27 protein-coding genes and 1 pseudogene are annotated in these 26870 nt (G+C 64.9%); 8 read left to right on the forward strand and 20 right to left on the reverse strand.

The genetic code is table 11. From position 1 onward, the window contains the following. Positions 1-31: 31 nt before the first annotated feature. The 4 genes from K5658_RS18310 to rpe form a co-directional block, all read right to left on the reverse strand. Entirely contained in the window at positions 32-613 is a 582-nt protein-coding gene (locus K5658_RS18310) for an anthranilate synthase component II (RefSeq protein ID WP_221064527.1), read from the reverse strand. Beyond that, the gene (gene trpE, locus K5658_RS18315; protein ID WP_221064528.1) at positions 610-2094 is read right to left on the reverse strand and encodes an anthranilate synthase component I; all 1485 of its coding nucleotides are present in this window, start codon (positions 2092-2094) and stop codon (positions 610-612) included. Before trpE ends, K5658_RS18310 begins: the two co-directional genes overlap by 4 nt. Positions 2095-2258: 164 nt before the next feature. Then, positions 2259-2936 (reverse strand): phosphoglycolate phosphatase, encoded by a 678-nt coding sequence (locus K5658_RS18320; protein WP_221064529.1) that lies wholly within the window; start codon positions 2934-2936, stop codon positions 2259-2261. Continuing rightward, entirely contained in the window at positions 2936-3628 is a 693-nt protein-coding gene (gene rpe, locus K5658_RS18325) for a ribulose-phosphate 3-epimerase (protein WP_221067026.1), read from the reverse strand. The genes K5658_RS18320 and rpe overlap by 1 nt, the downstream gene beginning before the upstream one ends. A 271-nt stretch (positions 3629-3899) precedes the next feature. On the opposite strand from rpe, the gene K5658_RS18330 reads away from it, so the two are divergent. Beyond that, positions 3900-5420 (forward strand): serine/threonine protein kinase, encoded by a 1521-nt coding sequence (locus K5658_RS18330; RefSeq protein WP_221064530.1) that lies wholly within the window; start codon positions 3900-3902, stop codon positions 5418-5420. A gap of 185 nt (positions 5421-5605) precedes the next feature. Beyond that, the gene (locus K5658_RS18335) at positions 5606-5782 is read left to right on the forward strand and encodes a hypothetical protein (RefSeq protein ID WP_221064531.1); all 177 of its coding nucleotides are present in this window, start codon (positions 5606-5608) and stop codon (positions 5780-5782) included. A 171-nt stretch (positions 5783-5953) separates the two neighbouring features. Here the strand turns inward: K5658_RS18335 and K5658_RS18340 are convergent, their stop codons facing one another. Continuing rightward, entirely contained in the window at positions 5954-6142 is a 189-nt protein-coding gene (locus tag K5658_RS18340) for a hypothetical protein (RefSeq protein ID WP_221064532.1), read from the reverse strand. A gap of 380 nt (positions 6143-6522) precedes the next feature. On the opposite strand from K5658_RS18340, the gene K5658_RS18345 reads away from it, so the two are divergent. Beyond that, positions 6523-7329, forward strand: a complete 807-nt coding sequence (locus tag K5658_RS18345; protein ID WP_221064533.1) for an inositol monophosphatase family protein — start codon at positions 6523-6525, stop codon at positions 7327-7329. On the opposite strand, the gene K5658_RS18350 is transcribed toward K5658_RS18345, so the two are convergent. From K5658_RS18350 to K5658_RS18400, 11 genes and pseudogenes are all read right to left on the reverse strand, one after another. After that, complete coding sequence (locus K5658_RS18350) at positions 7316-7618, reverse strand: STAS domain-containing protein (protein ID WP_221064534.1); 303 nt, start codon at positions 7616-7618, stop codon at positions 7316-7318. The genes K5658_RS18345 and K5658_RS18350 overlap by 14 nt on opposite strands. 551 nt (positions 7619-8169) lie before the next feature. Then, positions 8170-8445, reverse strand: a pseudogene (locus K5658_RS24215) (methyl-accepting chemotaxis protein); the annotation flags it as partial. 584 nt (positions 8446-9029) lie between these two features. Further along, entirely contained in the window at positions 9030-10070 is a 1041-nt protein-coding gene (locus tag K5658_RS18360; RefSeq protein ID WP_221064536.1) for a protein-glutamate methylesterase/protein-glutamine glutaminase, read from the reverse strand. A gap of 8 nt (positions 10071-10078) precedes the next feature. Then, the gene (cheD, locus tag K5658_RS18365) at positions 10079-10717 is read right to left on the reverse strand and encodes a chemoreceptor glutamine deamidase CheD (protein WP_221064537.1); all 639 of its coding nucleotides are present in this window, start codon (positions 10715-10717) and stop codon (positions 10079-10081) included. Then, the gene (locus tag K5658_RS18370; RefSeq protein WP_221064538.1) at positions 10714-11580 is read right to left on the reverse strand and encodes a CheR family methyltransferase; all 867 of its coding nucleotides are present in this window, start codon (positions 11578-11580) and stop codon (positions 10714-10716) included. Before K5658_RS18370 ends, cheD begins: the two co-directional genes overlap by 4 nt. Before the next feature lie 14 nt (positions 11581-11594). Beyond that, positions 11595-11891 carry an STAS domain-containing protein gene (locus K5658_RS18375; protein WP_221064539.1) on the reverse strand — a complete coding sequence of 99 codons (297 nt, stop codon included), beginning with the start codon at positions 11889-11891 and terminating at the stop codon, positions 11595-11597. A gap of 32 nt (positions 11892-11923) precedes the next feature. Then, on the reverse strand, positions 11924-12427 hold the full coding sequence (locus tag K5658_RS18380; RefSeq protein ID WP_221064540.1) for a chemotaxis protein CheW: 504 nt from the start codon (positions 12425-12427) through the stop codon (positions 11924-11926). A gap of 1 nt (position 12428) precedes the next feature. Next, positions 12429-15143: a methyl-accepting chemotaxis protein gene (locus K5658_RS18385; RefSeq protein ID WP_221064541.1), complete on the reverse strand. Its 2715-nt coding sequence runs from the start codon at positions 15141-15143 to the stop codon at positions 12429-12431. Between the two features lie 21 nt (positions 15144-15164). Further along, positions 15165-15695, reverse strand: coding sequence for a chemotaxis protein CheW (locus K5658_RS18390; RefSeq protein ID WP_221064542.1), 531 nt, complete (start codon positions 15693-15695; stop codon positions 15165-15167). 3 nt (positions 15696-15698) lie between these two features. After that, positions 15699-17699 (reverse strand): chemotaxis protein CheA, encoded by a 2001-nt coding sequence (locus tag K5658_RS18395; protein ID WP_221064543.1) that lies wholly within the window; start codon positions 17697-17699, stop codon positions 15699-15701. 32 nt (positions 17700-17731) lie between these two features. After that, complete coding sequence (locus tag K5658_RS18400; RefSeq protein WP_221067027.1) at positions 17732-18097, reverse strand: response regulator; 366 nt, start codon at positions 18095-18097, stop codon at positions 17732-17734. Between the two features lie 563 nt (positions 18098-18660). Here K5658_RS18400 and K5658_RS18405 point away from each other — a divergent pair. Beyond that, complete coding sequence (locus K5658_RS18405; RefSeq protein WP_221064544.1) at positions 18661-19842, forward strand: WD40 repeat domain-containing protein; 1182 nt, start codon at positions 18661-18663, stop codon at positions 19840-19842. Between the two features lie 310 nt (positions 19843-20152). On the opposite strand, the gene K5658_RS18410 is transcribed toward K5658_RS18405, so the two are convergent. The 4 genes from K5658_RS18410 to rluD are packed head-to-tail and all read right to left on the reverse strand — an operon-like array spanning position 20153 to position 23109. Then, on the reverse strand, positions 20153-20575 hold the full coding sequence (locus K5658_RS18410) for a BLUF domain-containing protein (protein WP_221064545.1): 423 nt from the start codon (positions 20573-20575) through the stop codon (positions 20153-20155). A gap of 27 nt (positions 20576-20602) precedes the next feature. Then, positions 20603-21433 carry a ZIP family metal transporter gene (locus K5658_RS18415; protein ID WP_221064546.1) on the reverse strand — a complete coding sequence of 277 codons (831 nt, stop codon included), beginning with the start codon at positions 21431-21433 and terminating at the stop codon, positions 20603-20605. Between the two features lie 6 nt (positions 21434-21439). After that, positions 21440-22165 carry a peptidoglycan editing factor PgeF gene (gene pgeF, locus K5658_RS18420; protein WP_221064547.1) on the reverse strand — a complete coding sequence of 242 codons (726 nt, stop codon included), beginning with the start codon at positions 22163-22165 and terminating at the stop codon, positions 21440-21442. Beyond that, entirely contained in the window at positions 22165-23109 is a 945-nt protein-coding gene (gene rluD / locus K5658_RS18425; RefSeq protein ID WP_221064548.1) for a 23S rRNA pseudouridine(1911/1915/1917) synthase RluD, read from the reverse strand. Before rluD ends, pgeF begins: the two co-directional genes overlap by 1 nt. A gap of 57 nt (positions 23110-23166) precedes the next feature. Here rluD and K5658_RS18430 point away from each other — a divergent pair, with 57 nt between their 5' ends. From K5658_RS18430 to mltB, 4 genes are all read left to right on the forward strand, one after another. Beyond that, the gene (locus K5658_RS18430) at positions 23167-24021 is read left to right on the forward strand and encodes an outer membrane protein assembly factor BamD (protein WP_221064549.1); all 855 of its coding nucleotides are present in this window, start codon (positions 23167-23169) and stop codon (positions 24019-24021) included. Between the two features lie 29 nt (positions 24022-24050). Further along, positions 24051-24944 (forward strand): carbohydrate kinase family protein, encoded by an 894-nt coding sequence (locus K5658_RS18435; protein WP_221064550.1) that lies wholly within the window; start codon positions 24051-24053, stop codon positions 24942-24944. A gap of 234 nt (positions 24945-25178) precedes the next feature. Then, a complete protein-coding gene (locus tag K5658_RS18440) occupies positions 25179-25469 on the forward strand; it encodes an RNA-binding regulator (protein WP_217807267.1) in 291 nt (96 codons plus the stop codon). Between the two features lie 223 nt (positions 25470-25692). After that, entirely contained in the window at positions 25693-26832 is a 1140-nt protein-coding gene (mltB, locus tag K5658_RS18445) for a lytic murein transglycosylase B (RefSeq protein WP_221064551.1), read from the forward strand. Positions 26833-26870: the final 38 nt, after the last annotated feature.

Here is a 26870-nt window from a genome sequence, read left to right on the forward strand (position 1 = left end):
GTTTCATAATTTTAACAATCAGTCGTCGCGTCTACCGCCGCAAAAAATTCCCCAACAGCTCATGCCCCTGCTCGGTCAGGATCGATTCGGGATGGAACTGCACCCCCTCGATATCCAACTCCCGATGGCGGACGCCCATGATTTCCCCGATATTCCCAGCCTTATCCTCGGTCCAGGCGGTGATTTCCAGGCACTCGGGCAGGGTCGATTGCTCGATCACCAGGGAATGGTAACGGGTGGCCTGGAATGGATTATTCAGCCCATGGAATACCCCGATATTATGGTGATAAACCATCGAGGTTTTGCCGTGCATGATACTTTTGGCGTGGATGATATTCCCACCGAAGGCGTGGCCGATACTCTGGTGCCCCAAACACACGCCCAGGATCGGATAGCGCCCGGCATAACGGCGGATGGTCTCCACCGAAATCCCCGCCTCCTTCGGCGTGCAGGGGCCGGGGGAAATCACGATCTTGTCGGGGTCGATGGTTTCGATTTCCTCCACCGCAATCTGGTCGTTGCGCACCACCCGGACTTCCGCGCCGAGTTCGGCCAGGTATTGCACCAGGTTATAAGTGAACGAATCGTAGTTATCGATCATCAAGACTTTCATGGCTGTCCTCCTTCGAGCCCGGCTTCCGCCATCGCGACCGCCCGGAATACGGCGCGGCCCTTGTTCAAGGTTTCTTCCCATTCGTTGAGCGGCACGGAATCATGCACCACGCCCGCCCCGGCCTGGATATGCAGGGTACCGTCCTTGATGACGGCGGTGCGGATGGCGATGGCGGTGTCGAGATTACCGGACCAACCCACATAACCCACCGCGCCCGAATAAACCCCGCGTTTCACGGGTTCCAATTCGGCGATGATTTCCATGGCGCGGATTTTCGGGGCACCGCTGACCGTGCCGGCCGGGAAGGTGGCTTTCAGCACCTCGAAAGCGTCGCTGCCTTCCGCCAACTGGCCGACCACGTTGGACACGATGTGCATGACGTGCGAATAGCGTTCGATAATCATCTTATCCGTGACCTTGACCGTGCCGGTCTGGGCCACGCGGCCCGCGTCGTTGCGCCCGAGGTCGATGAGCATCAGGTGTTCGGCGATTTCCTTGGGATCGGCCAGCAAATCCTTTTCCAAGGCCGTGTCTTCCTCCGGGGTCCGGCCACGGCGGCGGGTGCCCGCGATGGGCCGCACGGTGACGGTGCCCTCCTCCAAGCGCACCAGGATTTCCGGCGAGGAACCCACGATGTGGAACGCGCCCAGGTTCATATGGAACATATAGGGCGAGGGATTGAGGCAACGCAGGGCGCGGTATAAATCCAAGGGCGGGGCCGAGTACGGAATCGACATGCGTTGCGACAACACCACCTGCATCACATCGCCCTCGACGATGTAGTCCTTGATACGGCGGACGCCGTTCTCATAGCCCTCCTGGGTGAAACCGGAAACGAATTCGCTTTCCTCCACCTGCTTGGGCACTTTGAACTCCCGGGCGGGTAGGCGGTTCTGGCGCAGGCCACGGATCAGGGTATCGAGCCGGTCCTGGGCGGCGGGGTAGGCGTTGGGTTCGGCGGGATCGGCATGGGTGATGACCAGGAGCCGCCCCTTGAGGTTGTCGAACACCAGCACGTCTTCCGACACCATCAAGAGGATATCGGGGGCACCGATGGGGTCGGGCTTGGCGGTGGCGAGGCGCGGTTCGATGTAGTGGATGGTTTCGTAGCCGAAATAGCCGACCAGGCCGCCGCTGAAACGCGGCAAACCCGAAATCGGGGGCACGCGGAAGCGGGCGGCGTAATCGCGGACCCAGTCCAAGGGATTGGCCGGGGTGGCGGTCTCGATGCGCTGGCCGTCGCGGACCACCGTGATTTCCGGCCCGCGCACGCTGATTACGGTACGGCAAGGCAGGCCGATGATGGAATATCGCCCCCATTGCTCGCCGCCGTGGACCGACTCGAACAAGTAGGAGTACGGCGCGTCGGCCAGCTTGAGATAGGCGCTTAAAGGGGTATCGAGATCGGCGAGGACTTCGCGGGCGAGGGGGATGCGGTTATAGCCTTGCTCGGCGTAGTGCTGGAACTGTTCGGGCGTCATGGTGTTTCCAATCGTGGGTTTGGCCGGGAGAATCCGGCGATAAGCCGTGGTCCGGGCCAAGCGCTGGAACGCCGCCCGGTTATTCAGGGGTTGCGGGCTGGAGACGCCATCGTTCTAGGAGTGGGGGCATGGGGATCATGCAAGTCATGTGGACAAAAGTAAAATCAGGGGACCTCGAACAAACCCGGCAAGTCCGCGATGGATTCCACCACCACATCCGGCTCCAAAGCCGCGAGATCGACCGCGCCATGATACCCATAAGGCACCAGCGCCAGCATGAACCCGGCCCGGTGCGCGGCCTCGGCGTCGTTGGCCGAATCGCCCACCATCAGGCTTTGGGCAGGCGCGACACCGAAATGGGCGGCGGTCTTGAGCAAAGGCTCCGGGTGGGGTTTATGCTGGCCGAATTGGTCGCCACTGCCGACGAAATCGAGATAGGGCGCGAGGCCGAGCTGTTCCAACAGGGTTTGGGTGAAGCGCGAATGCTTGTTGGTGACGCAGGCGGTCGGGAAACCCCCGGCCTTGATCGCCGCCAAGCCGTCCATCACGCCCGGATAAACGCGGCTCCGGTCGCACATATGCCCGGCGTAGGCATCCATGAACAGATCCAACGCCTCCCGGAACCGGGGCGGCTCGCCCTCGGGCCGCGCCACGCCGGTCAGGGCGCGTTTGACCAGCATCTCGACGCCATTGCCGATCCAGCCCCGCACCCGGACCTCGCCCGCCCGCGGCAGGCCCAGGCGGCCCAGCATGATATCCACCGCCTGGGCGATATCGGGGGCGCTGTCCACCAAGGTGCCGTCGAGGTCGAAGACGATCAGGCCGGGCCGGGAAGGCAGCATCAGCCGCGGACCTTGGCCAGTTCGTCGCGCATGGCCTTGATGATGCTGTTATAACGGTTCGGGTCGCCCGCCTGGCCCGCGCCGAACACGGCGGAACCGGCCACGAAGGTATCCACGCCCGCCCGCGCCACTTCGGCGATATTGGCCGGGCCGACGCCGCCATCGATTTCCAGGCGGATATCGCGGCCCGAGTTGTCGATCATCTCGCGCACCTTGCGGGCCTTGTCCAGCACGTAGGGGATGAATTTCTGGCCACCGAAACCGGGGTTGACCGACATCAACAGGATCATGTCCACCTTCGCCAAGGTATATTCCAGCACATCGAGCGGGGTGGCCGGGTTGAACACCAAGCCGCACTTGGCCCCGCCGTCCTTGATGAGTTGCAGGCTGCGGTCGATATGCTCGGAGGCTTCCGGGTGGAAGGTGATATAGCTGGCCCCGGCCTTGAGGAAATCGGGAATGATGCGGTCCACCGGCTTCACCATCAGATGCACGTCGATGGGGGCGGTGACGCCGTATTTGCGGAGGGCTTCGCAGACCAGGGGGCCGATGGTCAAGTTGGGCACGTAATGGTTGTCCATCACATCGAAATGGACCACATCCGCGCCGGATTCGAGAACGTTCGCCACTTCCTCGCCCAAGCGGGCGAAGTCGGCGGAGAGGATGGAAGGCGCGATCCAGAAATCGTTCATGGCTGATGGCTCGTGGTTGGAATTGGAGAACAGGGCGGCGATGGCCCGCCGGGCCTTGGAATCCGCGGTTCGCGGCCCGCCCGGATGGCCGGGTATTTTCACATTTGGCTTCCGGGGGGGCAAGTTGAGGACGGTGGCCGGACCGGGCCGGGGGCGCGGCTGTCGAAGGCGGATGCGGGACCCGCCCGGCTGTAATACCATCCCTCGATCTGGACAGCGCGAACGCTGATTTCAACCCCCCTCGACCCACCCCAACAGAGCCGGACCCCCTATGGATGTCGATGATTTCGGTGATTTATGCATGGGCTGCATGAAGGACAAGGGCAACTCGGCCTGCTGCCCCCAATGCGGTTATCGACCGGACCCGCAACGGAATGTATTCGCCCTGCCCTACCAAACCATCCTCAACAACAAATTCCTGGTCGGGCGCATCCTGGGCCATCCCGGCGGCTTCGGCATCACCTATCTGGCCTTGGATTTGGTGCTGCACACCCCCTTGGCGATCAAGGAATACCTGCCCCGCGGCCTGGCGGTCCGCGACACCCTGAACCTCAAGGTCGTCCCCCATGGCGGCGAGGACAGCGAGCGGTTCAGCTACGGGATGGGGCAATTCCTGCAAGAGGCCCGCACCCTGTGCAAGTTCAGCCACCCCAACGTGGTCCGGGTCCGGGAGTTTTTCCAACAGAATAATACCGCCTATCTCGCCATGGATTATTACGAAGGGATATCCCTGACGGAATACCTGGGACGCAACGGCGGCAAACTCCCCGAGGCCACGGCCCTGGCCTTTATCCTGCCGATCCTCGATGGTTTGGCGGAAATCCACGCCAAGGGTTTTCTGCACCGCGATATCAAACCCGCCAATATCTATCTGACCCAGGGCGGCTCCCCGATCCTGCTGGATTTCGGAGCCGCCCGCCAAGCCCTGGGCGGGCACGGCGCCCAAACCCTATCGGTGATCCTGACCCCAGGATTCGCCCCGTTCGAGCAATACCTGGAACGGGCGGAATTCGGCCCCTCCACCGACATCTATGCCGTCGGAGCCACGCTGTACTACCTCCTGACCGGGGAAAGACCCCAGGAGGCCACCCACCGCTGCCGCCGGGACGAGGTGCTGCCGCCGGAACAATTGGAACCCTCGATCACGCCCGCGGTGGGCCAGGCCATCATGCGGGCCTTGGCCATCGAGCCGGAACAGCGTCCGCAAACGATCCAGGAATTCAAGGCCCTGCTCCTGGCCGGGGGAGCGGCGGCACCGGCCCCCCGGCCGACACCGCCGCCCCCGCCGGAACGGTCCACGCCAGGGCGTTTGCGCCTCATCTGCCGCGAATGCGGGGAGCGCAACACGGTGCCGACCGATATCAGCCTGAGCCTGCTCGGCTGCGCGGGTTGCGGCGCGAGCCTCGCGCCGCCATCGACCAGGAAACGGCTTCCTGCCTGGGTCTGGCCGGCGTTGGGCGCGGCGTCAGGCGTGGGCGCGCTGGTGGCCGTGGCCGGACTGGCGTGGTTCGAGCCGGCCGGGATGGAGGGTAGCGGCGGCATGGCGGAAGCGGCGCGGCAACCCTCCGCCACCCCCGGCCCTCCCCAGGGTTTGCAATCCGGGAGCAATCCCCTCTACCCGCCCCCACAAAACGCCATCGACATCTGCCAGGGCAAGGCACTGGACGCGGTTTGCTGGATACAGCCGCCGGACCGGGAGGCGGAGCCGGGACGCTGCCGGCAGGTCCACGCCTATTTCGCCTGCGTGCCCGACAGTTTTCTGGGCGGGGCCGGCGGGCCGATACCGCCGTGAACCCTGAGGAATAGGCGGATACGGCAAGAAATCGGGCAAGATCGCCGTGGAGCGGGTAACATCCAAGGGCGTTGCCCCGCCCGCGCCGTGGTCGATGACCGAATCGGCACAACAAGCGGCGGGGCCACCCACCCCGGCGCGGAATCGGCCCGCGCCGGTTCCCTATTCACTACGAGGAGGTTTCCATGTCCAAGAAATATTGGGTCGGATGGGTATTGTCGGGTCTCGCGTTGGCGCTGGTCGGCTGCGGCGGCGAGGGTCCCCTGGGCAATACCCCGCCCCAAGGCAGGCCGGAATGGATGAAGAAGAAGGAAAACACCCAGCCCGCGCCCGCCCAACCCGAAGCCCCGCAACAACAATAACCGGCCCGCCCCACCCCGCCCCCGCCCCCGGTCCGGGGGCGCCGGGGCATAAAAAACCCCGGGAACCTTGGGGTTCCCGGGGTCCGGTCCCTTGCGAAGCGGGTCGGCGTCTTCCTTCCTGTTCTCCCATCCGTCGCCCGGATTCGGGCTATCGCCGACGGGGCGGCGGGTTTACTTGCGGATGTTCCTCAACGCCTCGCTGATCTGGCCCACTTGCTTGAGGGGCACGAGCAAGACCATGGCGTCTTCGGGCTTGCCATCGTTGCCGAGCTGCATGAACTGGATTCGCGCTACGTCGTTGTGTATGGCGATGGTTTTGATGCCATCGACCAGGAAAGAAGGATTGGTTTCGGAAGACATGGTCTTGTGCACCTCGAAATATTATGCAGCCGCTTCGGGCCTTAATGATGGGGGTCGAACGTTAATTGAACAACAATGCCCGTAAACCAGCGCTGGGCCTTGTTTCAAAATAGGCTGCTTAGTATTGCAGATTTTATACCTTTAATCTCAGAGCAGGCTTATGAAAATTTCAAGACAATATAGCAGGACGCGGCCTCCCCGGAATACGCCAGAGACCGCCCCACCATAGGACTCCATGCACAGGCATGGTGCGGAATATCCCGGAGGCCCGCCAGGCCACCGGACCGCCACAAAGACAGCCAAGGTTCCGCGCCAACTTGAAATGCGGCCCGGTATCCGCCATAACCCCCACCACCACCGCCCAGCACAGGCCGCACGCCATGCATCCCGATATCGACGCCCTCGCCCCGCTCCTCAAAACCACCGCCCAGGAAGAAATCCTCCCCCGCTTCGCCCGCGCCGAACGCAGCTTCAAACCCGACGGCAGCATCGTCACCGAAGTGGATTTCGCGGTGCAAAACCGCCTGGCCCTGGCCCTCAAACAACGTCATCCCCAATTCGAACTGCTGGGCGAGGAGATGGACGAAGCCCGGCAACGGGCCTTGCTGGACCGGGCCGGGCCGGGGCTATGGTGCCTCGATCCCCTCGATGGCACCAGCAACTTCGCGGCGGGGCTGCCGTTCTTCTGCATCTCCCTGGCCTTGCTGCGGGGCGGGGAGCCGGTGCTGGGGCTGATCTACGATCCGGTGCGGGACGAGTGCTTCGCCGCCGAGAAAGGCCGGGGCGCGTGGCTGAACGGCCAGCCGCTCGGTGGACACGGCGGCGGCCTGCCCTTGCGGCATGGCTTGGCGATGGTGGATTTCAAGCGCTTGGACCCGGCCCTCGCCGCCGAACTCGCCCTGCATCCGCCCTATAGTTCGCACCGCTACCTGGGTTCGGGCGCGTTGGAATGGTGCTGGCTGGCGGCGGGCCGCTTCCATGCCTATTTGCACGGCGGGCAGAAGCTATGGGATTACGCGGCGGGCAGCCTGATCTTGGCGGAAGCCGGCGGTTGCGCCGCCTCCCTGGACGGCAAGCCCATCCTCGCCACGGCCTTGAAACCGACCTCGGTCGTCGCCGCCGCCAATCCCGGCCTGTTCGGGGAATGGCGGGCCTTCCTGGCCCCGCGGACGGCTAGGCCAGCGTAAACAGCTTGTCGAAATTGGCGATCTCCAGGATTTTCCTGACATTGGGATTGGGATTGACGATCCTCACCCGTTCCCGGCTGCCACCGGCCTTCTCCAACAGCAGCAGCAGCATCCCCAGGGCGGCGCTGTCCATGTATTCGGAATGGCCAAGGTCCACCACGAAACTGCGGGCGCCGCCCGCCGCCTCCAAGGCGGTGCGGAAGGCCTGGTGCTGGCTGAAATCGAAGCGTCCGTCGATCCTCAGGATCATTTCGGCACCGTCGCCGCTCAATTGGCTGCTGATCGCCATAGGGGTCCTCGCTGATTGTGGTTATGAATGAATGCGTCCGGTTGGTGGCGGCGGGAACGGCAACACGGTTCGGGGCACCGGGGCCTCTCGATCCGCCGGTTCCCAAACCCCGCTCGGCGCAGGGCCGGCCTGCGGCGGAGCGCCTATATTGGCACTCCCCGGCAACACTTGGAAATGGGCACCCGCATCCATACTGGACAGGCCTAGAACAACTCGATCTCCCCCGCCGCCAAATCCTGCTGGCGGATCGGCTTGCCGGTCCGGCTGGCCCAGGACAGCTTGAGTTCCTCGATCTCCCGGCGGCCCTTGCGCAGGGCGGCGATGGTCTCCTCTTCCGAACCATGCAAGGACAGGATCTGGCGCTCATGCTCGTTGATCAATTCGCGCAGGTGGCTGAGGTTGCCCTGGACGTACTCGACCAATTGCCGGGCGATATCCTCGAACTGCAAGGCCCGCACCGCCGTCCCGACCCGCTCGCCGATATCCTGGGTCAAGCCGGAAATGGAGTCCAGCCCCCGTTCCAAATCCTGGTTCAACACCTTGATGTTCTCCATCATGGTATCGACCCCGGCCTTGGATTCGATGGCGGTGTTCATGTCCTGGGACGCCATCACCTCGATCATCTCCTTGGCCGCGGCGATCTTGATCCTCGAATCGTTGACCACGCCCCTGATCTCGTCGCTGAACCGGGTCGAATAATGCGAGAGGTTCCTGACCTCGTCGGCCACCACGGCGAAACCCCGGCCCGCCTCGCCGGCGCGGGCGGCCTCGATGGCGGCGTTCAAGGCCAGGAGGTTGGTCTGGTCGGCGATCTTCTTGACATCGCCCAGGAGTTTCTCGATCCGGTCCATATGGGCCGCGATCTCGTCCACCATGCCCACCATCTGGATGCTGTGCTTGCTGATCAACACCACGTATTCGATGAAGCTGTTCAGCACCCGCTCGGTCTGGTTCGCCAACTGGGTAAAGGTGATGCGTTCGTTTTCGGCGGCGTCCGGGTTGAGCGGGGCGGCCAGATCGCCCAGCAACTCCCCGACCATACGGGTCTGGCGGTCGGCGATTTCGTGGATGCCGTTGAAGCTCTGGCTGAGCGTGGCGACGGCGTCGGCCACCACGGTCTTGATCTGGCCCAGTTCGATCTGCACGTTGTGCATTTCCTGTTGGGCACAGTCGCGCATTTCGCGCAAATATTGCGCCTCGGCCTTCTGGATATCGCCCCGCAAGCTCCCCTCGGGAGTGGCGGCAGTCTCCGGGTCGATCCCCGCCCGCCAAGCGGTCGAGGCCCAGGCCAGCGCCACCACGGCGGAAGCCAGCAACGCCAGTACCGGGGAATGGGCGGCATAGGCCACGCCGGGCAAGGTCAGGCTGGCACCGAGCGCGAGTCGATAGATACGGAAAAACTGCTGCATACTCACCGCCGTCGGTTAAGCATTTCGAGAAGGGTGGCGGGAATCCTGTCGAGGGGCAGCGTGCGCCCGGCCGCGCCGATCCTGCAAGCTTCCCCCGGCATTCCCCACACCACCGAGGTGGCCTCGTCCTGGGCGAGCGTCCCCGCCCCCGCGTCGCGCATGGCCTTGAGTCCTTGCGCCCCATCCGCGCCCATGCCGGTCAGCAACACGCCGACCGCCTCCGCCCCCGCCGCTTCCGCCACCGAGTGGAACATCACATCCACCGAGGGCTTGTGGCGGTTGACCGGCCCGCCGTCGTCGAGCCGGGCGCTATAGCCATCGCCGCGCCGCAACACCCGGAGGTGGCGGTTGCCGGGCGCGATATAGACGGTCCCGGCGGCGAGTGGCTCGCCGTCCTCGGCCAGCTTGGCCCTCAGCGCCCCGGCCTGGTCCACATGCTTGGCGAACGAGGCGCTGAAGGCGAAGGGCAGGTGCTGGCTGACCACCACGGGCGGCGTCCGCGCGGGCAAGCCCCGCACCACCGCCTTGATGGCCTCGGTGCCGCCGGTCGAAGCGCCCACCGCGATCAAGCCCCGCCGCGGCGGGGCCGCAACCAAAACCGGCGGGACGGACGGCCCGGCCCCCGCTTCCAAGGCCCGCACCGGGCAACGGGCGGCGGCGCGGACCTTGCCGATGATTTCCGCCGCGTAGTCGGAAATATCCCCGCCCTGGGCCGCGACCGGCTTCTGCATGAAGTCCACCGCGCCATAGGCCAGGGCCTGTAAGGTGGTTTCCGCGCCCTCCGCGGTCAGGGTGGACAGCATCACCACCGGCATGGGCCTAAGGCGCATCAGGTTGCGCAGGAAGGTCAAGCCATCCATGCGCGGCATTTCCACGTCCAGGGTCAACACGTCCGGATTCAACGCCTTGATCTTGTCGCGGGCGTCGTAGGGGTCCTGGGCCGTGCCCACCACCTCGATATCCGGGGCCGAGTCGAACACCCCGCCCAACACCGCCCGCATCAGGGCCGAATCGTCCACGATCAACAACCTAATTCTAGTCATGGCCTTGCTCAAAACAGGTCCACCTCGCCCCGCACCTCGACATCCTTGATGGCGTCGCGGTACCGCAACTCGCGGCCCAGTACCGTCGTGGCCGGAACGTCCTTGAGTTTCTTGACCCGCACCCGGCCCGAGGCGGGATAGAACACCACCTTGCGCGGATAGATATCGCCCAGGTCGCTCGCCAGCACGGGCATCCGCTCGATGGCGAGATAATCGGTGACGAAGCGGATATTGCGCTCGCCCACATCGCTCAGGGCCGGCATGAGCTTGCCGCCGCCGAACACCTTCACCTCCAGATTCTTGCGCTGGCCGCCGCGCCCCAGGATGGTGTTGATGAGATGCTCCATGGCGTAATTGCCATAGCGGGTGGCGGAACCGATGATCTCGGAGCGCTCGTCCCGCAGCCGCTCGCCGGTGATCGAGGGCAGCATGAAATGGTTCATGCCGCCGATCCCCAGAACCCGGTCGCGGATACAAGCCGCCACGCAGGAGCCCAGGACCGTCACGATCTGTTCGTCCTGGGCGGTGACGTAATATTCGCCGGGCAGGATTTTGGCGATGGCCATGCCCTCGCCCTCGTCCCAATAGCGCCTCACCTCCTCGAAACCGGGCAGGCAGGCGGCGAGCCTGGGGTCGCCGTGTTTCATGGCGCGGCCTCTGGCTTGCGATACATGGTCTGGCCCAGGTTCTCGAAGCGGTGCGCAAAGGTGTGCAGCGATTCGGAATGGCCGATGAACAAATACCCGCCCGGCGCCAACAGGTCGAAATAACGCCCGATCAAACGGGCCTTGGTCGGTTGGTCGAAATAAATCAGCACGTTGCGGCAAAAAATAAGGTCGAACGGCCCTTGCAAATCCCAAGGGCCGATCAGGTTCAATTGCTGGAAATGCACCAGGTCGCGCACCGCGTCCTTCACCTTCACCCGGCCCGCGTGCTGACCCCCGCCCTTGAGGAACCAACGCCGCAGCCGCTCCTGGCTCAAACGGCCCACGCTGTCGGCGTCGTAGACCCCGGCCGCCGCCGTCGCCAACACCCGCGTATCCAAGTCGGTGGCGAGGATTTTCAGATCCCAGCCGCCGAGGCGGGCGTCGGCCTCCAACAAGGTCATGGCGATGGAATAAGGCTCCTCGCCGGTGGAACAGCCCGCCGACCAGACCCGCACGCGGCGGGAAGCGGCGTTGCGGCGCAGCCATTGCGGCACCACTTGGGTCTGGAGATAGTCGAAATGATGGTTCTCGCGGAAGAACGAGGTCAGATTGGTGGTGATGGCGTTGATGAATTCGGTGAATTCCGGGCCGGCGCGGTCCTCCACCACCGCGCAATAATCGCGGAACCGGGTCAGGCCCAAGGTCCGAAGCCGCTTCGCCAGCCGGGAATAGAACATATCGAACTTGTCGTCCGGCACCCTGATCCCCGAGTAGGCGAAGGACAAACTCCGCAGCCGCTCGAAATCCTCAAGGCCGTACTCGAATTCCCGGAAATAGCCGGGCTTGTTGGCCGGGGCGGACATGGTGGGCGCTCCGTTCAACGGGACGGAGGATCGCCGGCCGTCCCGGCGAGACCGAACACGCCGGCCAAACCCAAGCAACCCGCGACCCTTTGGAACTCGGGCGAAGGCCGGTCCAGGCGGGGCGGCTTCCCGGCCTGGCGGGCGCTCTGCCATAGCACGGCCAGCAATTGCAGGGTGGCGGTATCGATCCGCCCGACTTGGGAAGCATCCACCGACACAGGTTCGGGGTGGTCCAGGGCGGCCAAGACCTCTTGCTTGAGTGTCCCTGCATTCTCTATGGTTTGTAGCTCGGCCAATACGATCTTGTTCATAACAAATTCTGTCGTCGTTGTTGCAAGTGGCGCTAGGCCAGCTGCGCCTCGATCCCGTCCCAGTCGCGCTCGGACAGCAAGGCATCGGCGTTCAACAGCATGGTCATGCGCTCGCCGGGTAGGATGCCCTTGAGATAGCGCATCTGGACCGCCGCCCCCAAGGCCGGTGGCGGACGCACCGCGTCGGGCCGCACATCCAGCACATCGGACACCGCGTCCACCACGATGCCCAGCGCCTGCTCCTCGCCCGCCGGGGATTCCAAGCCCAAGATCACGATCACCGTGGTGGCGGTATATTCGCCCCGCGCCATGCCGAAGCGCTCGCGCAGGTCCATGATCGGCAGGATGGTGCCCCTGAGGTTGATGACACCCTTGATATACGGGGGCGCTTCCGGCAATTGCCGGGCCGGCTCCCAGCCCTTGATCTCGCGGACCTTGAGGATATCGACCGCATAGGGTTCGCCCGCCAGCTCGAAAGTCAGGCATTGGTTGAACGCGCCGGTTTCGGCCCCGGCGCTGGCCACGAGGGTATTCATGTCAAAACTCCTCCCATTCATCGCCCGTGCCGCCCGCCGCCACCGTTTTCGGGACCGCGGCGGGCGCGGGCGGCGGGCTATGGACCCGCGGCTTGGCATCGGGGGATTCCGGCGACCGGCTCAGGCTGCCGCGCTTTTCGACCACGGTCAGCAAGGCCACGATCTCGTCCGACAAGCCTTGGAGTTCGCGGAAATCGGCCTCGGCGGCCAGATGGTCGCCACGCTGTTGCTTGTCGATGATGGTGCGCACCAAGCCATGCATCTTTTCATGCTCGACCTCCAACTCGCGCATCTCGCGCAGATGGCCGTATTGCTTCAACCCGGTCGAATACAGCCATTTCCCCAGGTCGCAATCCCGGTGCGAAACCGCCTGGGCCATCGTCAAGGACTCCCGGCCGGCGAGGAAGTCGCGGATACGGACCTTCCAGGCCAGATGCTTGCTGCGGGCCATCGAGAAATCCAAGGTCGCGGCGGCGACCTTGGCCGGGCGCTTGGCCTGGGCCGCTTCCTCGGTCTTGAAGAAGCCCACCAACTGCACCATGTTCTTGGCCTGCTCGCACATGGACACGCTGGCCGCCGACGCCTGTTCGGCCAGGGAGGCGTTCTGCTGGGTGATTTCATCCATCTGCGCCACGGCCCCGTTGATCTGCTGGATGCCCTGGGCCTGTTCGCGGCTGGCGGCGGCGATCTCGGACACCAGGTCGCCGGTCTTCTTCACGCTGTCCACGATGTCGTTGAGCATCCCGCCGGATTGGGTCACCAAGGCGGAGCCGGTGCCGACCTTGTCCAAGCTGTTCTGGATCAGCTCGCGGCTTTCCTTGGCGGCCTTGGCGCTGCGCTGGGCGAGATTGCGCACCTCGGTCGCCACCACCGCGAAGCCACGGCCCTGCTCGCCCGCCCGCGCCGCCTCCACCGAGGCGTTCAAGGCCAGGAGGTTGGTCTGGAAGGCGATTTCGTCGATGGTGCCGATGATATTGGCGATCTTGGCGCTGCTGCCGTTGATGTCGCGCATCGCGGCCACGGCCCGTTCCACCACGTCCCCGCCCTTTTGCGCCAAGTCTCGGGCGACGTTCGAAACCTGGTTGGCGGCGATGGCGTTCTCGGCGTTCTGGTTCACGGTGCTGGTCAACTGCTCCATGCTGGAGGCGGTCTGTTCCAAGCTGGCGGCTTGTTCCTCGGCACGTTGCGAGAGGTTGTTGTTGCCGGCGGCGATTTCCTGCGAGGAGTTGTAGATGAAATCGGCGGCTTGGCGGATCTGGCCGAACACTTCGCTCAGCTTGGCCTGGGACTGCATCAGGTTCGCGCGGAATTCGGCATAGACGCCCTCGTAGGCGTCGTAGCTGGTGCGCCGGGTCAGGTCGCCCTCGGCCATGCCGCGGATCACCCGGCCAAAATCCTTGAGGGACAGTTCCACGTCCTCGGCCACCAGGTTCAGCCCCTCGCCCATGCGCCGGGTGAAGCCGGTCCGGCCCTCGACATCGATGCGGTGATGTAAATCGCCGACCCGGAACGCGGTCAGCAGCGTGCTGACCTGCTCCTCCACGGCCACCTGGTCGGTGCGGTCGTCCCACTCCATCACGGTGCCGATGCGCTTGCCGCGCCCATCGATCACCGGATTGGCGATGAAGGAGAAGCTCCGCCCGGCGACGCCGATCTCGCTGCGGTGGATATCCCTCAGCCCGGCCAGCAACCGCCGCTGGTGTTCGGGATGCGGATGGAAGGCGTCGATGTTCGCGCCCAGGATTTGGTCCGCGTCGAAGCTGGGAAGCACCTTGCGCAAATCGGGTTCGGCCCGTTTGAACATGGCTTGCACCGCCCGGTTCATATAGATGATGCGGAACTCCTCGTCGGCCACCATCACGCCGGCGCTGGCATGGTCGAGCGCGGTCTTGATGCGCGAGGCTTCGTCCGCCACCCGCCGGAGTTCGGCCACATCGAAGCCGAGCCGGGTCTGGGTGCAGCGCAGGGCATTGATGGCCATGGCGCATTCATCGTTGCCCTCGGCTTCCAGCTTGCTGGTGAAATTGCCCTGGGCGATTTCCATGAGATTTTCGGCCACATGCCCCACGGACACCGTGATCCGCTTAAGGATATAAGCCAGCAAAGCCCCGCCCGGAAGCGCCAACGCCAACGCCGCCCCCACGCCCAGGCCGCGCAGGCCGGGACCGGCGGCATCGCCCGCCCACAACAGCCCCGCCGGTATGAACGCCCCCGCCAACAGCAGCAACCCGGCCATCCACCCGAGCGCGCGCATCGACAGCCGGGGCAATGGGTTCAAGCGCTGGATCAAAGGGGGTTCGAGGGTCTCGCCCGCGTTCATACGCCGGTAGCGCTCGGTGGCCACCTCGACCTCGGCGCGTTCCGGCCGGGTCCGCACCGACAGGTAGCCGACCAGTTCGCTCCTTTCCCACAACGGCGTGATATTGGCCCGCACCCAGTAGAAATCGCCGTTCTTGCAGCGGTTCTTGAGGAGGCCGACCCAGGCCTTGCCCGCTTTAAGCGCGTCCCACAATTCCCGGAATACCGCCGATGGCATGTCAGGGTGGCGCACGATGTTGTGGCTCTGGCCCAGGAGTTCCTGTTCGGTGAAGCCGCTGATTTCAATGAATTCGGCGTTGGCGTAGGTGATGACGCCCTTGGGATCGGTTTTGCTGACGATGAGGGTGCCCTCGACCAGGGGGCGCTCGACATCGGTGACCGGCAGGTTGGTTTTCATGGGTTTACCCCTCCTCGGAGGCTAGTGATGGGCCGAGAGTTCGGCCTGGGCCTGGGCCTGGGTCAGGACGGGCCGCTCTTCCAGGCGCAACAGCTTGTCCACATCGAGCAAGGCCACCATGCGGCCATCGAGGGAAGCGATGCCCTTGACGAATTCGGCCCCGACGCCACCGCCGAAATCCGGCGCGGGCTGTACCGCGTCCCGCGGCAGATCGACCACATCGGCCACGGCGTCCACCACCACGCCCATGATCTTGTCGCCCCGCTCCTGCTGGGTTTGCAGGATCACCACCACCGTGGTGGGCGTGTAGACCGGCTGCCCGACCTCGAAGCGTTGCCTGAGGTCCAGGATCGGCACGATGGCCCCCCGCAGGTTGATGACGCCTTTTTCATAGCCCGGCGCGTTGGGAATCCGCGAGACCGGCTCCCAGCCCCGGATTTCCCGGACCCTCAGGATATCCACCGCGTATTCCTCCGCGCCCAGCACGAAGGTGAGATGTTGCGGGCCGCCGACCGGCCGGCCCTGCGCCTGTGCGTGTGCCTGTTCGTCCATCGTTCAATGCCTCGTTTGCACGGGACGCTCCTGCCGGGCCAGCCGCACCAGCCCCGGAATGTCCAGGATCAAAGCCACCGAACCATCGCCCAGGATGGTCGCGCCGGAAATACCCTCGACCCGCCGGTAGTTCTCCTCCAGCGATTTGATGACGACCTGTTGCTGGCTCAGCACGTTGTCCACGAACAGGCCGCATTTCAAGCCCTGACCCTCCACCACCATCAACAGCCCGTCGGTCAGCTTGACGGCGTGGCCGCCCTCGACCCCGAACACTTCGTGCAGGCGGATGATGGGCAGGTATTCGCCGCGCAGGCGGAAGGTCTCGCCCTTGCCGGTGAAGGTGTTGAGCTTGTCCTCGGTGAGGCTGATCGATTCGATGATGGACACCAGGGGCGCGATATAGATTTCCTTGCCCACGGCCACGGTCTGCCCGTCCAGGATGGCCAGGGTCAAGGGCAGGTGGATGGAGAAGGTGGACCCCCGGCCAGGCTGGGTCTTGAGTTCGATGCGCCCGCCCAGGGCTTCGATATTGCGCCGCACCACGTCCATGCCCACCCCGCGCCCGGACACCTCGGTCACTTGCTCCGCCGTGGAAAAGCCCGGATGGAAGATCAAATCGTAGAGCTGGGCGGGCGGCGGATGGGCGTGGGGTTCCAACAGGCCGCGCTCCACCGCCTTGGCGAAAATCCGGGGCGCGTCCAGGCCGCGCCCGTCGTCGGACACTTCGATGACGATATTGCCGCCGCGGTGGTAGGCGTTGAGCAGGATCAGGCCGGTATCGGATTTGCCCGCCACCACGCGCTCGTGGGGGGATTCGATGCCGTGGTCCAGGCAGTTGCGCACCAGGTGCATGAGCGGGTCGGCGATCTGCTCGATCACGGTCTTGTCCAGTTCGGTCTGTTCGCCCATCAGCCGGAGTTCGACGCGCTTCCCGAGCTTGCCGCTGATATCGTGGACCAGCCGCGGCATCCGGCTGAACACGAAGCTGATCGGCAACATGCGGATATTCATCACGCTCTCTTGCAGGGCGCGGGTATGGCGTTCGAGTTGGGCCAGGCCGCTTTGCAACTGCTCCAGCCGGTCCATGGTGAAGGTTTCGCCCAGGAGGCCCAGCATGGATTGGGTGATGACCAATTCGCCGCAGAGGTTGATCAATTGGTCGATCTTGGCGGTATCCACCCGGATCGAACCGCCGCCGACGTTTTTGGTGCCGGTCTCGGCGGTCGCGGGCGGCGGGACCGATGCGGGTTGGACCGCCGCGGCCGGCGCGGCTTCCGGCGGCACCGGCACCGCCGCCAGCGCCGCCAATTCCGCCAAGGGCCGCACCGCCAAATCGCAGTGGTCCTCGACCCAGGCGAAGGCTTCGTCGATATCGGCGCGGGCCACCTTGCCATATAGCTTGAGTTCCCAGGCGAGATAGCAGTCCTCGATATCCAGTTCGTCGGCGCTGGGCAGGAACCCCAGTTCGGCGTCGACTTCCAGACGCCCCAACCCGGCCAGTTCGCGGAAAATCCGGACCGGATCGTTGCCGCTGCGGAACAGGTCGCGGTGCGGGCTGAAAACGATCTGCCAACCCTCGTCCCGGTCGATGGCCGGGGCCGTCGCGCCCACCGCACCGTCCGCCAGCAACCGCTCCAAGGCCGCTTGGTGGATCGCCACCGCCGCCCGGTCCACGGGCCGGCCGGACTGGCTGGCCCCCAGCATATCGCGCAGGCAGTCCACCGCCCCCAAGAGCGCCTCGACCGCCTGGGCGGTCACGGGCCGCCGCCCTTCGCGCATCTCGTCCAGCAAGGTTTCCAAGTGATGGGCGAAATCCGCCACTGCGGTGAAGCCAAAAGTGGCGCTGCCGCCCTTCATGGAATGGGCCGCCCGGAAGATGGCGTTGATCGCCTCGGGATCGGCGCCGCCGGTTCCGAGGCCCAGCAGGCCACTCTCCATGATCGCCAGTCCTTCGAGGCTTTCCTCGAAAAAGACCTGATGAAACTGAGCCAAGTCGATGGCCATGGGGGATACTCCGGAAGGGCGTCGGCGTGGGCCTAGCCCAACACCTTGCCGACGGTTTTGAGGAGCTGGTCGGGATTGAAGGGCTTGACGATCCAGCCGGTCGCCCCGGCCGCCTTGCCCGCCTGTTTCTTGGCGTCGCCGGATTCGGTGGTCAGCATCAGGATCGGGGTGAACTTATAATCCGGCATCGCCCGCAATTCCCGGATCAGCGCGATGCCGTCCTTGTTGGGCATGTTGAGGTCGGTGATCACCAAATCCACCTTGCGGGACTTGGCCTTGCCCAGCGCCTCGACGCCGTCGCTGGCCTCGACCACCTCGTAGCCCGCGCCCTTGAGCGTGAAAACCACCATCTGCCGCATCGAGGCCGAATCATCCACAGTCAGTATGCTCCGCATAATCTTTACACTCTTGATTGGGGTCTGTGGCGCGGCATAGGACGGGCCCGGCACCGCGCCGGGAATTCATAGGACAAGCGCGGGATCGCAGACCCGCGCGACCTCCCCTATCCGGCCTCCGGCAACCGGATACCCGCAGCCCCGCGCCCACGGTGGACTGTCGGCCCGAAGCCCAAGCCGTATCGCAACTGCTACGTTATGGAAGGTCACGGGTTAGAGTGTAGTCGATGCCGATCCTTTTTGAAGAAGCGCGGCCCCGGCCACGCCAAGCCCAGGAATGACACCGGGACCGGGGAAAACGGCTTGCCAGCCAATCGGGCGTTTCGCTAGCATCTAGGACTATGGCGGGCTGGTTCCCAGGTCCAAGCACAGGATCGCGGCCTTGGGAACCGAACCGGACGGGGTCGCATCCGGCCCGCTTGGGGGAATCCGGGAACAATCTATAACAATCCTCATCGGCGCGGTCCCCGGCAGGCCGGGGCGGTCGTCCCCGCCCGCGCCGCCCGCCGCCCCAGCCCCACGGGGCGGGCCGCCGCCACCGCATACAACAAACATAATTCCATCCAATGAACGCGCTGCTGTCCTACATCGAAAAGCTGCTGGTCGGAATCTTCGTCCTGGGCTTCGTGGCTTTGATCGCCATCGGGGTGTTGCGCTACCGCGAGGGCGAATCCGGGGAAGGCGGCGCCACTTGGCACCAGGCCAAGAAGCACAACACCATCGAGGGCTACCTCGAATTCCTGCGCGATTGCCAATCCTGCGCCCACGAAACCGACGCCATCGCCGCGCTGGACGAATTGCAGCGCGGCCTGGGATTGGTGGCGCGGTTGGCGCAAGGTCATTTGGAGGAACGGGCCAGCGTCGCCCTGCCGGTGTTCTCCTCCGACGGCAAGACCCTGCTGGCCCTGGGCGGCAAGGAACCGCACCTGTGGGATGCCAATACCGGGACGCGCCTGCCCCTGGAAGAAGGAAGCTTCGCGGTCAAGGGCGGGGACGCCATCACGGCCCTGGCCTACGCGCCCGATGGAAGCTGGGTCGCGGCGGGGCTGTCCGGTGCCGAGAACGGCAATATGCTGGTCTGGGACCGCCAGAGCGGCGGCTTGGTGGGGGAACATCTGATCGACGGCTTCGACGCCCAAACCCTGGCCTTCGAACCCCGCGCCCAAACCCTGGGCTGGTTGGCCCATGGCCCGCTCGGCATCTGGGAACCCCTCACCGGCAAGTTCCTCCGCGCCACCCACGAGGGGGCCAGCGCCCTGGCCTTCACCCGCATGGACAAGACCCACACCCTGATGGTGACGGCGGCGGGCCGGGAAGTCTGGTTCTGGGAACCCGCCACCCTGGAGTTGGTCCGCCAAACCGTGATGAAGAGCGACCGGACCCTGCTGGGCCTGAGCCAGGATGGCCGGGTGATCGGCTATGCCGAGGGGCCGGTCCTGGAACTGTGGGACGTGCGGACCGGGGCGTTGGTCGCCACCCTGCAAGACCACGACGGCGACGCGCTGGCGTTCTGCCGGGACACCAAGAAGGGCTGGGTCCTGGTCGGCACCCGCACGGGCAGCCTATACCTGTGGGATACCAAGCTCCCCGCGTCCCTGGGACGGATCGCGGCCCACGAAGGCCCGGTCGAGCAACTGGCCTGCTCGGGCAAGGGACGGGCGGTTTCGATCAGTTGGGACAGCGCCAAGATTTGGGATTTGGACAAGCTGAGCAAAATCCCGGTCGAAAAACCCAAACTTGAGGAATAAACCGGGGCATCGTGGACGCTTGGCGCATCGTAGTTTTACGTATTTTCCGGGAATTGGACGAAATGGTTTAATTCCCCCCGCGCAAACTTGACTGTGATCCGAATTGATGATTGTCGCACCGGGTCGACCGGATGTCGCGATCAATGGCTTAACCCACCTATCGGCGCTAGCGCCCGGAGTTCAGGCTCCGCCCGCAGGTTCCCCAGAAGGTAGGGGCTTCCCCCCCAATCTATGCCCCTACCTTCTTTTTTCCCTCCCAACCAGATTCCCGCCAACGACCCATGGCATCGAAACGATGGCCGGGGCCGGGTCATAACCCCATATCGGCATCCCTGATCCAGCGCATGAACGCTATCGCCCGCTCGGGGGCCATGGCGAAGCCTTCCGGCGAGAAATCGAGGTCCAGGAACCGGGTATAACCGTCCAGGGCCGCGCAACCGTTCCAGGAAGCATTGAAAAAACCCATCGACCATTCCCCGTAGCCCCTGGATTCCACCGGCCCGGAACGCAGTTCGACGATCTGCCCATGGCGGGGGTCGGCGGCTATATCGCGCCAGACCGGCTCCAGTTCCCCGGCCTCGCCTTCCAACACCTGGAGGAAGGTGGGTTCCTTGTAGACCAGCATCCCGGTGATGCCATGCCGCCGGTTGCGGTCGCGGGATTTCTGCAACAGCAGCACCAAATCCCGGTCCGAGAACGGCCTTGTGGCCCGGCTCGCGTAAATCACCTGCACCAGCATCTCCCCGCCTCCCCGGCAAAATCAGGGCACCGCGCCCGAATACGCACCGCTCCCCGCCGCCACCGGCGGTCCAGGGTCCACGCCGGTCCGGGCGTGGGTCCAATGGATCACGACGATCCCCAGGGCGATCAAACCGACCTGCTGGAACGCCTCCCGCGCCGTGGTGCGCTGGTGCAGGCTGGGAATCAAATCCGCCACGGCGATATAGACGAAACTCGAAGCCGCCAGGGCCAGGATATAGGGCAAGGCCCCGTGCAAATGCTCCAGCCCGAAATAGGCCAGCACCCCGCCCACCAAGGTCGCGAGGCTGGACAGCAGGTTATAGAGCAAAGCCTTGGCGCGGCCATAGCCGCTTTGCAGCAGGATGGCGAAATCGCCGAGCTCCTGGGGAATCTCGTGCGCCGCCACCGCCAGGCTGGTCACCACCCCCAACTGGATATCGGTGAGGAACGCCGCCGCGATCAACACCCCGTCCACGAAGTTATGGATGCCGTCGCCCACCACGATCAAGGTGCCGGCCGGCTGGTGGAAATGTTCCTCGGCGTGGGTTTCGCAATGATCGGAATGGCAATGCCGCCACAGCAGCAGCTTTTCCAGCAGGAAAAAACCCAGGATACCGGCCAGCACGGTCGCCATCACGGCGTCGCCACCGCCCTCGCCCACTTCGCGCAAGGCGTCGGGCAACAGGTCGAGGAAGGCCACGCTCAACAAGGCCCCCAGCGCGAAACTCACGCCATGGGGCAGGATGCGCGGGTGGTGGTGTTCGGGAATCAACAGGAACAAGGCGGCGGCGGCGACGCTCAGCACACCGCCGACCAAGGTGAAAAGGACGATCCAGAGAAACAAGGTCATGGGGGATTATTCACGCCAGATCAAGGTGGCCATGCGGCCCGTCTCGCGGTCGCGCCGGTAGGAGAAAAAATCGCCGGGATGGCCGTGGGTACACCAGCCGCCGCCGTGGATGTCGGTGATATCGAGCCGGTCGAGGACCACGCGGGCGAGTTGGTAAAGATCGGCCAACCATCGGCCCGCGCCCAGCGGACGGAACCCGGTGGCGAAACCGGCGTCCTGGGCCAGGAAGGCGGCGCGGACCTCGTCGCCGACCTCGAAGGCTTGGGGACCGATGGCGGGACCGAGCCACGCCATGAGGTCGCGGCTGCCGACGGCCGCGACCGTGGCCTCGACCACCCCGCCCAGCAAGCCTTTCCAACCGGCATGGGCGGCGGCGACGGTACCGCCATCGCGGGAACACAGCAGCACCGGCAGGCAATCGGCGGTCATCACCGCGCAAACCACGCCCGCCGCCTGGGTGTAGGCGGCATCGGCGGTGAGGCTATCGGGGGCATCGGCCCGCACCACGCGGATGCCGTGGACCTGGCTGAGCCAGACCGGCTCGGCGGGCAACGCCAAGGCGGCGGCCAAGCGGCGGCGGTTCTCGGCGACATGCGCGGGTTCGTCGCCCACATGCGCCCCGAGGTTGAGGCTGGCATAAGCCGCCAAGCTCACGCCGCCGGCCCGTAAGCTACTGGCGGCGCGGACACCGGGCGGCGCGGGCCAATCGGGCGTGATCCAGCGCACCGCCATCAGCCCGCCCTCAAGGCATCGAGCAGCCCGGCGAAATCATCGGGCAGCGGCGACTGCCATTCGCAATAGTCCCCGGTCGCGGGATGGACGATACCCAAGGTCTCGGCGTGCAAGGCTTGGCGCCTGAATTCTCGCAGGCAGGCGACCAAATGCGGACCCGCCCCCGGCGGCAACCGGGGACGCCCCCCATAGACCGGATCGCCGACCAGGGGGTAATCGATGTGGCTCATATGGACGCGGATTTGATGGGTGCGGCCCGTTTCCAACCGCACCCGCAGCAAGGTATGGCGGGGGAAGCGCTCGGCCACCCGGTAATGGGTCACGGCGGGCTTGCCGTCGTTGCGGACGGCGTAGCGCTTGCGGTCGCGGGGATGGCGGCCTATCGGCGCGTCCACGGTGCCGCCCGCCGTCATCGCGCCTTGCGCCAGGGCCAGATATTCGCGCTGGACGCTGTGTTCCTGCAATTGTTCGACCAGGGCGTTATGGGCGGTCAGGGTCTTCGCCACCATCAGCAGGCCGCTGGTGTCCTTGTCGATGCGGTGGACGATGCCGCAGCGGGGAATCCCGGCCAGTTCCGGGGCGTGGTGCAGCAGGGCGTTCTGCAAAGTGCCGTCGCTATGGCCCGCCGCCGGATGCACCACCAGGCCGGCGGGCTTGTCGATAATCAAGATGTCATCGTCCTCGTGGACAATCTCCAGCGGGATATCCTGGCCCACCACGGCGGTGGCCGGTTCCACCTCGGCCTGGAGGACCACGTGTTCGCCGCCCAGGATGCGGTGCTTGGGCGGCAACACCGCGCCATCCACCTTGGCCGCGCCGCTTTTGATCCAGGTTTGCAAACGGCCCCTGGAAAAACCGGGGAATACTTCGCTCAGGGCTTGATCGAGCCGCAATCCGGCCAAAGCCACGGGAATTTCGGCGGTGAGGACTTGGAGAGGGTTCACTTTTATGGACTCGGGGATTCGGAGTATACTGCGACCGTTACGTCTATCGTTGCGGCCATGTTGAATTATTCGGATATTTCGCGCGGAAAACGCTGGGTCGGCTGGGTTTTGGCCCTATCCCTGCTATTGGGTGGCTGTTCTTGGTTCGGTAAGAATAATAAGGAGGAACCCGACGAATACGCCGATTGGACCGCCGAAAAGTTCTATACCGAAGCCAAGCAGAACCTGCTCGAGAAGCGCTACGACAAAGCGGTGAAGCTCTACGAGAAGCTGGAGGCCCGCTACCCCTTCGGGAAGTACGCGACCCAAGCCCAGCTCGACGTGGCCTATGCCTACTACAAGAACGACGAGCCGGATTCCGCCATCGCCGCGACGGACCGTTTCATCAAGCTGAACCCGACCCATCCCAACGTCGATTACGCCTATTACCTCAAGGGATTGGTGAATTATAACCGAGGCATCGGCTTTATCGACCGTTTTCTCCCCACCGACTCCTCCCAGCGCGATCCCGGCTCGGCCCTCGACGCCTATAAGGAATTCGAGGAATTGCTGCGGCGCTTCCCGAACAGCCGCTATGCCGAGGACGCCGGACAGCGTGTCATTTCCCTACGCAACAACCTCGCGATGTACGAAATCCATGTGGCCGATTTCTACATGCGCCGGGAAGCCTATCTCGCCGCCGCGCGGCGCTGTGCCGAAGTCATCCGCAAATACCAGCGCACCCAGGCCGTGCCCCTGGCCCTGCGCACCCTGGAGGAAGCCTACCGCAAACTGGGCCAGAACGATCTGGCCGACGATGCCGCCAGGGTCTACAGCCTCAACTATGCCCAGGGGGTCCCCGGCCAGGCCAAGGATTTGGCCGAACCCTCCGCGGTCGAGCGCCTCTGGCAATTCGTGGGCTTAGAGGAATAAGCCCCCACCGCCGCCTTCCCGCCCCCCCCATGACCACCCCCGCCTCCCCTATCGATGTGCTTTGCGTGGGCCATGCCTCCTACGATCTAGTGTTCGCGGTGCCACGCCATCCGGAAGCCGATGAAAAAATCTTCGCCGACGGCTTGATCGCCTGCGGTGGCGGTCCCGCCGCCAATGCCGCCGTCACCGTGGCGCGGCTCGGGTACCGGGCGGCTTTCGCGGGCTATCTGGGCCTGGACGCCCATGGCGAACTGCATCACGCCGAATTGCTGCGCGAGGGCGTCGCAACCGGCCTGATCGCACGGGGCGCTTCGCCGACGCCGCTCTCGACCGTCTTGGTGAAGCCGGATGGCCGCCGCGCCCTGGTCAACTACAAGGGCGATACCCGCCCGTTGCCCGTCGACGCCATCGATTTTTCCACCCTCCTGCCCAAGGTCGTGTTGTTCGACGGCCACGAACCCGAGCTATCCGCCCCGCTCCTCGCCCACGGCATTCCCAGCGTGCTGGACGCGGGTTCGCTGCACCGGGGGACCGAGGCATTGATGTTCGCGGTCGATTACCTCGCCTGCTCCGAGAAATTCGCCCGGCAATGGCTGGGGGAGGACGATCCGCAACGCGCCTTGGCCGCGCTGGCCGAACGCTCGCCCGCCGTGGTCATCACCCTGGGCGAACGCGGCCTGATCTGGCGCAAGGATGGCGAATCGGGCGCGCTGCCCGCGTTCCGGGTCGAAGCCGTGGACACCACCGGCGCGGGCGACGCTTTCCATGGCGGCTTCGCGGCGGGATTGGCGGCGGGCTTGGATTGGCCGGGCCTGCTGCGCTACGCCAGCGCGGCGGGAGCGTTGTGCTGCGAACGCCTGGGCGCGAGGCCCGGCCTGCCAGACTTGGCCCGGTTGCGTGGACTATTGGAAACCCAAGTTTGAAGCCCGCGCCGCCGCCGTCACAAAAGTGTTGACATCGCCGTTTTAACCTTGAAAGCTAAGTGGTTTAGGAACCCCCGTAAGGGGATTTCATCGCCTCGTGTTCCCAAGGGTATGAGGCCGACAATCTGGTCCCCAGGCGGGGGACCGATCATCAGTTCTTGATCTCCGTGCCATTCGTTGAGCAGCTGATGGATTTAATGAGGATGGCACAGCGTTCTGCACGGTGTTTTTCAGATGATGAATATCTATGTCGGCAATTTGTCATACCAACTCAGCAGCGAAGAATTGCGCGAGGCTTTCGAGCAATTCGGCGAGGTCAGTTCCGCCAACGTGGTGATGGACAAGCTCACCGGACGCTCCAAGGGCTTCGGCTTCGTGGAGATGCCCGACCGCGCCAGCGGCGAGGAAGCCATCAAGCAACTCGACGGCGCCCCGCTCAAGGGCCGCAACGTGCGCGTCAACGAAGCCCGTCCGCGTGAAAACCAGGGCGGCTTTCCTCCGCGCCGCGCTCCCCGGCGGGCCTGATGCCGCCCAGACCGCTGTCTCGCCCGTGGCCAAGCGCGGGGGGGACAGCGGTTTTTCCCGCCTCCCGTCCCCATGCTACTGCCGGCCCGGCCCCATCGGTGCCTTGTGCGTTCGCCACCCCGGCACTATGCTTGCCGACCTCCGCCGCGACGGCGCGCCGGCCCTAGCCGGCCGGGCCGCCCCAAGGCGGTCCGCATTCCCGCCACCCGACCGCGAGCCTCCCATGAACGCCCCATCCTTCGTCCACGCCCTCACCCTGGTTTCGGGCTTGCTCTGCCTCGGCGGCTGCGCCAGCAACCCGCCCGCCCCGGTCCACCGAACCCCGGAGCCATACTCCCACGCCCCGGACCCGGCCCCCGCGGAACCGCAAACCGAAAGCGAATATCCCACGCCGGTGGGGGCTTATCACGCCCGTTATCTCACCGGGGATTACGCCGGGTATCCCGCCCTCGAAAACTTCATCGAACGCATGGCGGCGCGTCACGGATATGGCCGGGAATATCTATACGGCCTGTTTTCCCAAGCCCGGCGCAAGCAATGGACCCTGGATTATCTGAGCCACGAATCCAAACCCGGCGCCAAACCCAAGCCCGGCAGCTGGACCCGCTACCGCGGCCAATTCCTCGACGAAAAACATATTTCCACCGGGGCGGCGTTCTGGGCCAAATACGCGGGGGCGTTACGGAGGGCCAGCGCCCAATACGGGGTCAGCCCGGAACACATCATGGGCATCATGGGCGTGGAGACCATCTACGGCGGCAACATCGGCAACCACCGGATCATCGACGCCCTGACCACGCTGGCTTTCGATTATCCCCGGCGCGGCGATTATTTCGCGGAGGAACTGGAAAACTTCCTGCTGATGACGCGGCAGGAAGGCATGGACCCCTCGCGGCCCGTGGGTTCCTATGCCGGGGCGATGGGCTTGGGGCAGTTCATGCCCAGCAGTTTCCTGCGCTACGCGGTGGATTTCGATGGCGATGGGCGGCGCGACCTGTGGGACCCGGAGGACGCCATCGGCAGCATCGCCAACTATTTCGCGGGGCATGGCTGGAAGGCCGGGGAGCCGGTCACGGCCCCCGCCTCGGTGGCGGGACCGGGCGCGGAAGGGCTCGAATGCGGCTTCGACAAGGTCTATCCGCTCTCGACCCTGGAAAGCTACGGCATCCGTCCAAGCTTGGATTACCCGGTGGAAAAGGCCCGGCTGTTGCGGCTCAAGGCGGTGGACGGCGATGAATACTGGCTGGGCTACGACAATTTCTATGTCATCACCCGCTACAACCACAGCACCAACTACGCGATGGCCGTGCATCAGTTGGCGCAGGCGGTGAAGCAGCGTTATTCCAAGCTGGCCTCGCGCTGACCCCGGCCCGCCCGTTCCCAAGCGGAGCCTGGGAACGG

The sequence above is a fragment of the Methylomagnum ishizawai genome (assembly GCF_019670005.1).
GTDB lineage: Bacteria > Pseudomonadota > Gammaproteobacteria > Methylococcales > Methylococcaceae > Methylomagnum > Methylomagnum ishizawai.